The sequence below is a fragment of the Micromonospora sp. RV43 genome (genome assembly GCF_001029515.1).
Taxonomy (GTDB): domain Bacteria; phylum Actinomycetota; class Actinomycetes; order Mycobacteriales; family Micromonosporaceae; genus Micromonospora; species Micromonospora aurantiaca.
On record NZ_LEKG01000050.1, the window covers coordinates 31,214 to 41,137 of the forward strand.

The following is a 9,924-nucleotide window of genomic DNA, read 5'->3' on the forward strand; positions in this document are numbered from 1 at the left end:
TTTCGACGCTGGGAGGTGCAGATCCGGTGGCGGCCGGGGCAGGCCGGCGGGCGACCGTCAGCCCGCCGGGTCGACTCGGTAGCGGCCCTTCGCGCCGTGGTGATCTGGGCCCGGTCACACCCGGACACCACGGCGGTGCGGTACCGCGCTGTTCACGAATTGTGTGGCGAATCGCCACTGGCCTGCTCGCGGGGTCATCCGTACGACGGAGGGTCGGCAACCCGCGCCGGACGCGGTTGGCGTGACTGTCCGTGCGGTGGCCACATGATCTTGACATGCCGCTGGCAAGGCTGTGGTGACGTCCGCTGGGACCCACCAGTTGCCCTGGATTGTCCCGGCTAGCGGGAAGCGCTGCGCTCATATCTGAGCGCCGCGCTGCGGGCCGGGAGGTTCGCGGCGTTGAGTGGCGGCAAGCCGCTGCTGCTCCGCTAGGCGCCGCTCACGTTCGCGGTCTTCGCGCATCTGGTTGGCGCGTTGTGCCTCGGCTTCCCGTCGCGCTCGTCGCTCTGTCTCCCTGTTGGTATCCGGCTGGCGGACCGTGCCGGCGGCGACGGGCTCTCTCTCGGTGGCACGCTGGAGCTTGCGGCGTAGCTCCTCGCGTGCGTGATTGGCTGCTGCTGCGCGGTTGGCTCGTGCGCGCGTCGCGCGGACGGGTTCGATCGCCGCCTTCGTCTCCTCGTACGCCTGGTGGCGCGGACTGGCGTCCGGGCGGGGCTGCTTGCCGAGGATGCGGGTGTCTTCCTCAGGCACCTGGTGCGTCTGTCGGTATGCGGCGGCGAGGCCGGCGGCGCGGTCCCACGCCAGCGCGGCCGTGGTGTCATTGTCGGGGCGCTGGCCGAGAGGCTTGGCCCACTCTGGTTGCTGGGCGGCTACCTCACGGGCCATGTCCACCAGGCGCTCCGCGAGGTGGGCGCGACGTTCCTCAAGATGGGTCGCCCACGTCGAGGTGTCGTGGCTGATGAGGTGGCGGGTGTCGGCCAGCCAGTCCGGCACGGCGGGAGCCGCGGTGGGCCGGTGTCCCTCGCGGTCGTGCTGTTCGGCGGTGCGGACGGCGGTGGGCAGGCGGCGACGCCAGCCGGCTTCGGTGTCGATGCGGGCGACGATGGTGCGAGCCTGCTCGACCCGGGCGACGGCCTTCTCAACGCTTTCGTGGATGGTGGTCCGGGCGTTGTTCAGGGCGTCGGTGGTGGTGGGTGCGCCGGGGTTCTCGCGTTGCGCGGTTTCGCGTGCGCGGTCGTCGGGTCGCATGGTGGCGCGTAGGCGCTGCTCCCTGGCCAGTTGCTCGGCGTGGGCTCGGTCGGCGCGTGCCTGGGCTTCGATTTCTCCTCGGTAGCGGGTTGCGGCCTGGGCTTGGTCCGGCGTGCGGGCTTCGCGGGCAAGTCGGCGCGCTGCCGCAAGCCGGCGGGCGGTCTGGTCGAGCTCGGCTTGGCTAGCGCGGTGGGCCTCGGCGAGTTGGACGTCGGAGAGCATGCCGTGCGGACGGTCCGGCCAGGCGGGATGCTGGTGCCCTCTGACGCGTACCGGCGCGGGTAGTTCAGTGGCGTCGTGTCGGACCCACGCGAGCGCGGTCTCGGCATCGTGCAGCCGACTCGCGGCCCGGTCCCGGAGCCTGCTGAGAGCGGCGTCGCTGACGCCGGCGAGGGGACGAGGGGGAGCCTGGGTGAGCTGATCTGCGACGCGTTGCTGCGTGGCGCGGATGCGGTGGGTCAGGAGCACGCAGGGGTCCTGGGCTCCGGCGAGGTCGGTGATGCCGGCGGCATCGAGCATGTCCGGCGCGGACCAGCCGGCGCGTTCGGCGCGAGCGAGCGCGGCGGAGACCCGTGACCACGTGGGTGAGCTAAGCAGGTGGTTGCCCGCGTTCCCGAGGGCGGCGCGGACGGCGGCCCGGTGCCGGTCGGCGGCGGCGATGTCGGCGACGTAGCGGTACTGGTTGGCGAGTTCGGGCAGGTGCTCGGCGGTGGCGAACGACTCGCGCAGCTCCTCGGTCGCGGAGACCGCCGCGCCGACGTTGCGGCGGATGCTGTCCAGGGCCTCGTGTACCCGTTCGCCTGCTGCGGTGATGACGTACGCGGCGTTGGTGAGCCGGCCGCGGGTGAGCGCGACGTAGGCCTGCACGCGGCTGGCCGCACCGGTGAGCAGGACGCGTACACGGTCGACCGTCATGCCCTGGGTGCGGTGGATCGTCGTCGCGTAGGCCAGCTCGACGTCCTCACGGACGTACCGGGCGGGCAGGCGGATCCGTCCGCCGTGCTGGTCGTGGCGGACGCTGAGGCTGCCGTCGTCGTGCCGTTGCTCGACGTGCCACACGTCGCCGTTGAGCACCATGTCCCGCCCGCTGAACAGCCGGAGTCGAGACTCGTTGCGGCGGCTGACCACGAGGTCGCCACGACCGGCCTGGGTGCCGTCGTGCAGCGTGACGCCGATGGGCTCGACCTGACCGGCGGCGATCCTGTCCGCACGCGCCCGGTCGTTGAGCACGCGGGTGTCGTCGTTGGTCGGTGCCACCATGAGGGAGGTTTCGCCGGCGGCAACGTCGGTCCGCCACGCCTCGTAGACCCGATCGATCATGGTGTCCCGGTCGCCGTGCTGGATCCGGTCTCTGCTCCAGTACCAGCGCCAGGCCTCGTCCGTGCCGTCACGCAGCGCGAGCGACGCGGCCCCTTCGGCCGGGTCGTCGAACCGGTGGATCCGGTCCAGCTCCACGGCGCCGGCCTCGCGTTGCACGAGCCGTAGCATGCCGCCGGACGCGGGCGCGCCGAGCTGCTGGGGATCGCCGAGAAGCCGTACCACCGCGCCGGCCCGGTGGGCGTCGGCGATGATCGCGTCGAGGGTGAGGGTGCCGGCCATGCCGGCCTCGTCGACGAGGATCACGTCCCCGGCGCGGAGCTGCCACGCCCGCCCCCGGCTGCCCTTGTCGCGGTGGTGCAGCCATCGGTGGAGAGTGTGCGCGGGCACCGACAGTTCGTCGGAGAGCACGGCGGCGGCGCGGGCGGACGGGGCGAGGCCGATGAGCCGGCCGCCTGCGGCCTCAACGGCGCGGGCGACGACGCGCGTGGCGGTGGTCTTGCCGGCGCCTGCTGGGCCGATCCCGGCGACCACGAGCCGGCCATCGGTGGCGAACGCGCGGGCCACGTCGATCTGGCCGGCGTCGAGCTGCCGGGCACCTGGTGCGGCTTGCATGCGGGCGAGGGTGGTGTCGAACACCTCGCCAGAGACGGGGGCGATGACGGTGGTCTTGGCGGCGGTCACCACCCGGTGCTCTGCGGCGAGGATGCGCCCGGAGGAGTACCGGACCGTCTGCGCGTGCTGGAACACCGACTCGCCGTCGGCGCGGGTCAGCTCGGGCAGGGTCGGCGCGGTGGTGGGCGCGGTGATCCGGACGGACTCACCGCGCAGGGCGAGGTCGGTAACCGTTCTGGCGAGTTCGACGCGTGCGCCGAGACCGGCCGCCGAGAGCTGCCGGCGGACTTCGGCGTCGATGTGGTGGCGGGTCCAGGTCGCGCGCTGCTGCTCGATCGTGGACACGGCGGCGCGGGCCAGGCGCGCGAGTTGCTCGTGATCGTCCGGGATGATGCCGCCGGCATCGCCGCGGCGGGTAGCCTCGGCGGCCTTGCGGACGTCGGTGAGAAGTTGGTCGACGCGCCGCTGGCCGACGGCCTCAACTGCTCGGCTCCGCCACTCGTCGCGCAGGGCGGCGAGGCTGCGCGCCTGCCGCTTCGGCGGCCGTGTCTCCAGGGTCGCCTGCTGGGCGAGCTGGTGCCGGATGTGCGCCGGGGGTTCGTGGCCGTGGTCGCGAACGTACGTGTCGATCAGCTCTGCGGTCCGGGTGCTGATGCTGGCGCGGCGGCCGGAGAACAGCGTCCGGAGGGTATCGGGGACCCCGGCGATCTCGTAGACCGGGCGGCGTCCGCGGCCGTGGTCGACGGCTACCACTGTGCCGCCGAGGCGCTCGGCGACCGTGTGCACGACTGCCGCGTTGTACTGCTCCGACATGGACACGGCGGCGGCGTGCAGCGCGCGGCTGTCGATGGTGCGCCACTTGCCGTCGGCGGTCTTGACCCGGTTGGCGATGGCGACGTGTGTGTGCAGGTTAGGGTCACCGGTCCGGCTGTCGTAGTGGTCGAAGGTGGCGGCTATGACGCCGCTGGTGGCGTCGAGCTGGGCGACTCCGGCGCGGCCTGCCCGGGTCTTGATCACCGTGTTCTCGGCGTCGGCGAGCACCGTCCGCCACGCGGATGAGTGCGCCTGCTCGACGACGCGCCGGGTCGCCTCGTCGCCGAGGGCCCACAGAGTCTCCACGCTCTTGGGGGGCGTGAAGACGAGGTCGAATCCGGTGACTGCCTGGGGGGAGGGCTTGGCGACCTGGGCGATGTACTTGGTCAGCTCGGCGGCGTCGCGGGGGCGGCGGCCGTGCTGCTCGGCGAACATCTTGGCACCCATGGCGCGGGACAGTCGCGTCCGTTCTCCGGCGGTGGGGGCGCGTCCGGTCATGCGTTGGTGCGCCTCGTACCGCTGCTTGACTCGTTCCTGGTAGGTGTCGACGGGTTCGTACCGCATGGGTCGGCGGCCGAGTCGTACACGCTGTTCGGCTTCCTTAGCGCTGAGCCCTTCGTCGATGAGCTGCTCAATCATGGCGTCGGCGTTGGGGTGCAGTCCCTCGCCGAACAGGGCGCGCATCTGCGCCTCGGCGACGGTGCCGGAGATGCCGAGTTCGGGCAGCGCGCGGCCTGCCCAGGTGCCGGGAGGGTTGCCGTCGGCGTGGTAGTAGTCGGTGATCTCCTGCCCTCGGCTGCGACGGACGTCGGCGGTGGCTACCTCGCGGGTGAGGTAGGTGTAGCCGTCGCCGCCGTGCAGCGGGTGCAAGGTCATCACGCTTCTAGCCTACAAGATCACTGATAGTGCCAGAGGTGTGTAGCTGATCGGCTGGTCAGAAGTGCTGTGCCGCTTGCGGCTCCGCTTCGTCGGTCAGCACGCGCCTTCGGCGCGTCGATCATCCACAGGTGACCAGCGCGCTGGTCACCTGTGGATGATCGTTGGCGGCTCTTGTGGCGGGCGGCTAGGCTGGCGATCATCGGCCGGCGCCGATTCCACTGGCCTCGGCCCGGCAACCGCTAGTTTTCGGGGGTGTTCGATGGCGGTGCGACGGTCTTCGACGGTGGCGGCTCAGGCGAGGGCCGCGGCGAGGTCGCGTGTGTCGGCGGCGATGGAGGCGCGGCGGGAGCGCGAGCGGCGCATCGGTGAGCTCGCCGACGAGCACGCGGTGGCGCTGGCCATGGTGCAGGAGGTGCGGGATCGCGCTGACAGGCAGATCGCGGAGCACATGGCGGCGGCGGATCGTGTGGTGGGCGAGATGGTGGAGCTGGGGGAGCGGCCGGACGCGGTGGCGGCGCTGCTCGGCCTGTCGCCGGCGGAAGTGCGCGCCGCGCGTCGACGGGCCCGGGAAGCGGCGGGTGAGGCCGAGCCGGCCGCCGGCGCCTCGGGCGAGGACGCGGATGAGGCGGGCGCCCGGGTGATGAGTGGGGCGGACGAGCGGGTGTGATGCGACGGTGAGCGGCTTCGTCCTGGCGGTCGACCCGGTGGCATGCCGTGATGAGGTTGCCCGGTTCTGGTCCAAGGTCGTGCGCGGGCCGGGCTCGGCGTGCTGGATCTGGGCCGGGGCGGTCGGTGACGACGGGTACGGCAGTTTTTCGATCCGCCGGCCGGTGCTCGATGAGCAGGGGCGGGCGCGGCCGGCGTCGAGGTCGGGTCGGGTGTTGATGCGTGAGCACGTCGTCAGCGCGCCTCGGTACGCCTTGGCGGCGACCCACGGGGTGATGCTGACGGCATCAGTCGTCGCTGCTCATGAGGTGTGCGATGAGCCGATCTGCGTGCGGGCGCATGAGGGCCTGGTCGAGGGTGGCCTTGCGCACGTGGTGGTGAGCACTCAGGCGGAGAACCTGTCGCAGATGGGGCGTCTGGGCCGGGGCGGGGGTACGCCGCGGCCGTGGCAGGCGCGTGGGCTTGACCGGCGCGCGAGGGCTGCTCGGTCCCGAGCGCTTCGCGATGTGGTCAGGGAACACGGCTGGGACGTAGCCCGGATGGAGGCCGCGGTGGCGGCGTTGCAGCCTGCGGAGCAGGCGCGGCTGTTCTGACTGCGTGGGTTGGTATGTGGCGCCTGCCCCTGTGGTGAGGGAGCAGGCGCCACGTGCGGATAAGGGCGTCGGCGTTGCCGCTGGTCGGCCGTGCGGCACGGGAGCGGCAGCGCGGGCGGGCGTGCTCGATGCGCGTCCGTTCGCTCTCGCGTCGCGGTGGCCGTTGCTTGCCGGTCAGCCGGCGCGGCGTGGGGAGATTCCGACCTTGCGGCCCGGGGTGAGGGTGTCGGTGGGTCGTTGGGGGAAGGGTTCGCCGTTGTTGTGTTCGCGCTCCAGTCGTTCGGTGTACTCCGCGAGTGCTTGCTCTAGGTAGTCGCGCCAGCGTGGTAGGCCGTGGGGTGCGCTATAGAACGCGTTCATCGCGCGTTCTGCGGTGTCTTTGCCGATCCTGGCGCTGATGGGTCGGTCTTTGGGGGTGTCACCGGACGCCGCCGGGGCGTCGCTGTCGCGACGCCCGGCGGGGGGTTCTGGTTCGTTCGGTGTGGCGTTTCGCCTAGCCACGAAGGCTCCTGCGCTCGATGACATCGGTGATGCGGCAGTAGGCGCGGCTGACCGCTGTGCGGGGGTCGAAGAGGGTGAGGGGTACGCCGGCGCTCTGTGAGCTGTTTACCGTTGCGGATTGGGGGACTCCGCTGCCGTGCCATTCCTCTTCGGGCTGCGGGTCGGCCGTGTCGATCAGGGCGTCGGGGAATGCCTCTTTGACGAAGCGGTAGGCGTCCTGGTCGTTGCGGCGGCGGGGTCGGAAGTTGATGAGGAAGACGTGGGCGATCTCGATGGTCTTGTTCAGTCGCGTGTTGATCCGCTTGACGGTCTTCGTCAGCTGGGCGATGCCGCGCAGGTCGAACTCCCCTGGGTTGATCGGGGTGGCGATCTCGTCGGCGGCGTAGAGGGCGTTGATGGTCAGCAGGGACAGCGCGGGCGGGGTGTCGAGCAGGATGACGTCGAACTCGTCGCGCAGGGTCTCGACGTGTGCTGAGAGGAAGGTGTGGTTGCCCATCTCGCTGGCGAGCCCTGCCGCGACCTCGGACAGCTTCTCGCCTCCGGCGATGAGGAAGATGTTTTCGTGCGGGGTGGGCACGACGACGTCGGCAGGCTTGGCCTCGTCATCCATGAGCAGGTAGTAGGTGCCTTCGGTGTCCCCTTGGGCGGCGGGAACACCGAGGCCGGTGGTGGCGTTGCCTTGTTCATCGCAGTCGATGACGAGGACTCGGAAGCCGCGTCGGGCGAGTTCACCGGCGAGGGCGAGGATGGTGGTGGTCTTACCACTGCCACCCTTCTGGTTCGCCACTGCGATGACCACCGCGCGGATCAGTCTCCGGGTGATGCGGGCGGCGGCGCGGCGCGTTTCCCGGTTTGCGGGGGTTCGCTGGTTGGGCGGGGTGATGCCGGCGGCATCAGTTGCGGCAGCGTTGGGCATGACGGGCTCCTGGTGCGGTCTGGGCGGTCGGGAGGGGTGAGGGGTGGGCGCGCCGCCGGGTGCTGCGGCGCGCCCACCCTGGGGCTGGCTCTACTTCTCGTCGGCTGCTTCGAGGAGGGCCTGCTGCTCCCACTCGGCCGGCTCGTAGGCGGCTTCGTCCATGAGCCGCTTGATGTGCTGGGCGTCCTCGGTGTCGTATTCGATGCTGTCCTGCGCCCGGATCTCGGACAGGGCCAGGTCGTAGACGTAGGCGGCGCGGGCGGCGAGCTTGGCGTCGATGTTGGTGTCGTAGCCGAACAGGGTGTAGACGGTGGTGGACTCGTCGACGACGGAGGCGGCCTTGAGCCACTTCACGGCGAGCTGTTGCGCCTCGAAGCTGTGGTCTTCCTCGACCAGCAGGATTCGGCGGGCGAGTCGGGCGGTGAGGGCTTCCCGGCTGGGTGCCTTGGCGGCGATCCGGGCGCAGGCTGCCTCGCGGGCGTTGGCGGCTGCCGCGTGTTCGCGCTCCTCCTTCTCGCGCTCCTCCCGGCGTGCCCGCTGTTCCTCCGTCTCCTGCGGTTGGGTGACGCGGGGCGCGGGGATGGTGGTGCTGGTGCGCTCGACCTTCACGACGGTGCCCGTGGCGGTGGGAGTGGTCTCGCTGTCCGCGTCGGCGGTCGTCTCGGTGTCGGCGGCCTCGGCGTCCGGGTCGGAGTCCGGGTCGGCGGGCTGCGACTCTTCGTCGGTTGCCTCCGGCTCCTCGGGCTCGGGCGGCGGCAGCTCGGTCAGGTAGTACTCGATGTGATCGCCGGTGACGACGTAGGCGGCGAGGGTGCCTGCCTCGCGGGCGGCGGTGATCTGGTCGTCGTCGTGGATCTGGTAGTCCCACCGGCTTCCGGGCTTGTCGGCAAAGTAGGTGGTGGGGTTGGGGATGACGACGATGCCCTCTGCGGCGAGCTTCTTGCGCTTGTCTTCCTTGTCCTTGGCGGCCTTGTGGGCGCTGTACTCCTTGCGGGCGTGGTCGACGGCGAGGCGAGAGCGAGCGGTCTTCTCGTCGTCGGTCTTGGCGGGCATGGCTACGACAGCGTCGATGACCTTCTTGATGCGGTCGGGGTCCTTCGTGATCTTGGCCAGTTCGACGGCGGCCTCGACCGGGATGATGCCCTCGCGGAGCGCGGCCTGCGCTTCGTCGGGCAGGTTGAGCAGACCGATCCGCTTGGAGATGTACGGCTGTGGGATGCCGGTGCGGCGGCTGATCTCCCGTTGGCCCAGCTTGTCCTCGTCGATGAGGCGCTTGAGCTCGCGGGCCTCTTCCAACGGCGTGTAGTTCTCGCGGAGGACGTTCTCCGTCAGCCGGTGGATGCGCTTGGTGGTGTTGTCCTTGAGCGTGTCGGACACGACCGCGCGGTAAGCGCTGCGTCCGGCGGCGCGGGCGGCGGCCCACCGGCGGTGGCCGAAGTTGATGACGTACTTGATTTGCTCCTTGGCCTTGTCGCGCTGCTCGTCGGTAACCGAGTCGGCGTCCACGCCGAAGATCAGGGCGGCGGTGGCGGTGTAGAGCTTGGTCACGTCGTTGCCGTAGCCTGCCCAGACGTCGACCGGGACGACCACTCCGGCCGACAGCTGGCCTTCGGACTTGATCGAAGCGACGAGCTTGTCATCCGGGGTGAGGCGGCTTTCGGGGTTCTCGGGGTCCGGGGCGACCTCTCCGATGGGCAGGTCTTGGATGGTGGCACCGGCGGCCTGGGCGGCCTCGATGGCCGCCTTCTCCATCTGCTCCTCTTCCTGCTGGAGCTGGGCGAGCGGGTTGCTTGCGAGGCCACTACCTCTGCGGGCCATGTGGGGCTCCTTGTACACTGTGGGTGGGTGAAATTGCTGTGGGGGTGGCTTGTCCTGGGCGGTCAGCCGCCCCCACATTTGTTTGTCTTCCGTCTCACGACTTCCGACTCACATGTCTATAGTATCTAAACTTTCTTAGATGTCAAAGCCGTTTTAGCGAAGTTGTTCGGCTACTTTGGGTTGCGCCTACCGTGTGGGGGCGAGGTCTTCTGGCCGGGCTTCGTCCGTCCGTCAGGGTAGCGGCTGGGGGGCGCGGTTTTCGGGGTGGTGCGGGCCGTGGCGTCCGGTGGCCTGGTGGATGGGGCGTGTCGGGCGGTCCGGTTCGCGCGGGTCGTTCAGTGGGTGACGGACTCGATGGTGCTGGCGGGGCAGCCGGCAGGGCAGCGGGTGTCGTCGCCTTCGGGGTCGGCGGTGGTGGGGCTCAGCGACCAGGGGCACCAGTCGTCGTTGCCGTTGCGGTGGTTGTTCCAGCGGTGCTGGTCGGTGTTCGGCATGTCGTCGCTCCGTGGTTTCTGTGAAGGGTTGGCCGGGCGTTGGCGCGGCGGGTGAGACGGGGGT

6 protein-coding genes are annotated in these 9,924 nt (G+C 70.6%); 2 read left to right on the top strand and 4 right to left on the bottom strand.

Translation table 11 applies throughout. The features are described from left to right. Window positions 1-357 precede the first annotated feature (357 nt). Window positions 358-4,869 (bottom strand): MobF family relaxase, encoded by a 4,512-nt coding sequence (mobF, locus tag ABD52_RS14920; RefSeq protein ID WP_053065384.1) that lies wholly within the window; start codon window positions 4,867-4,869, stop codon window positions 358-360. Between the two features lie 322 nt (window positions 4,870-5,191). Here mobF and ABD52_RS39795 point away from each other — a divergent pair, with 322 nt between their 5' ends. Beyond that, window positions 5,192-5,539, top strand: a complete 348-nt coding sequence (locus tag ABD52_RS39795; RefSeq protein WP_053065385.1) for a hypothetical protein — start codon at window positions 5,192-5,194, stop codon at window positions 5,537-5,539. Between the two features lie 7 nt (window positions 5,540-5,546). Continuing rightward, window positions 5,547-6,131 (top strand): hypothetical protein, encoded by a 585-nt coding sequence (locus tag ABD52_RS37850; protein WP_047892211.1) that lies wholly within the window; start codon window positions 5,547-5,549, stop codon window positions 6,129-6,131. Between the two features lie 493 nt (window positions 6,132-6,624). Here the strand turns inward: ABD52_RS37850 and ABD52_RS14935 are convergent, their stop codons facing one another. From ABD52_RS14935 to ABD52_RS39800, 3 genes are all read right to left on the bottom strand, one after another. Beyond that, window positions 6,625-7,548 (bottom strand): ParA family protein, encoded by a 924-nt coding sequence (locus ABD52_RS14935; protein WP_082171296.1) that lies wholly within the window; start codon window positions 7,546-7,548, stop codon window positions 6,625-6,627. 90 nt (window positions 7,549-7,638) lie between these two features. Next, window positions 7,639-9,444: a ParB/RepB/Spo0J family partition protein gene (locus ABD52_RS14940; protein WP_082171297.1), complete on the bottom strand. Its 1,806-nt coding sequence runs from the start codon at window positions 9,442-9,444 to the stop codon at window positions 7,639-7,641. Between the two features lie 257 nt (window positions 9,445-9,701). After that, the gene (locus ABD52_RS39800; RefSeq protein ID WP_161801625.1) at window positions 9,702-9,860 is read right to left on the bottom strand and encodes a hypothetical protein; all 159 of its coding nucleotides are present in this window, start codon (window positions 9,858-9,860) and stop codon (window positions 9,702-9,704) included. Between the last annotated feature and the right edge of the window lie 64 nt (window positions 9,861-9,924).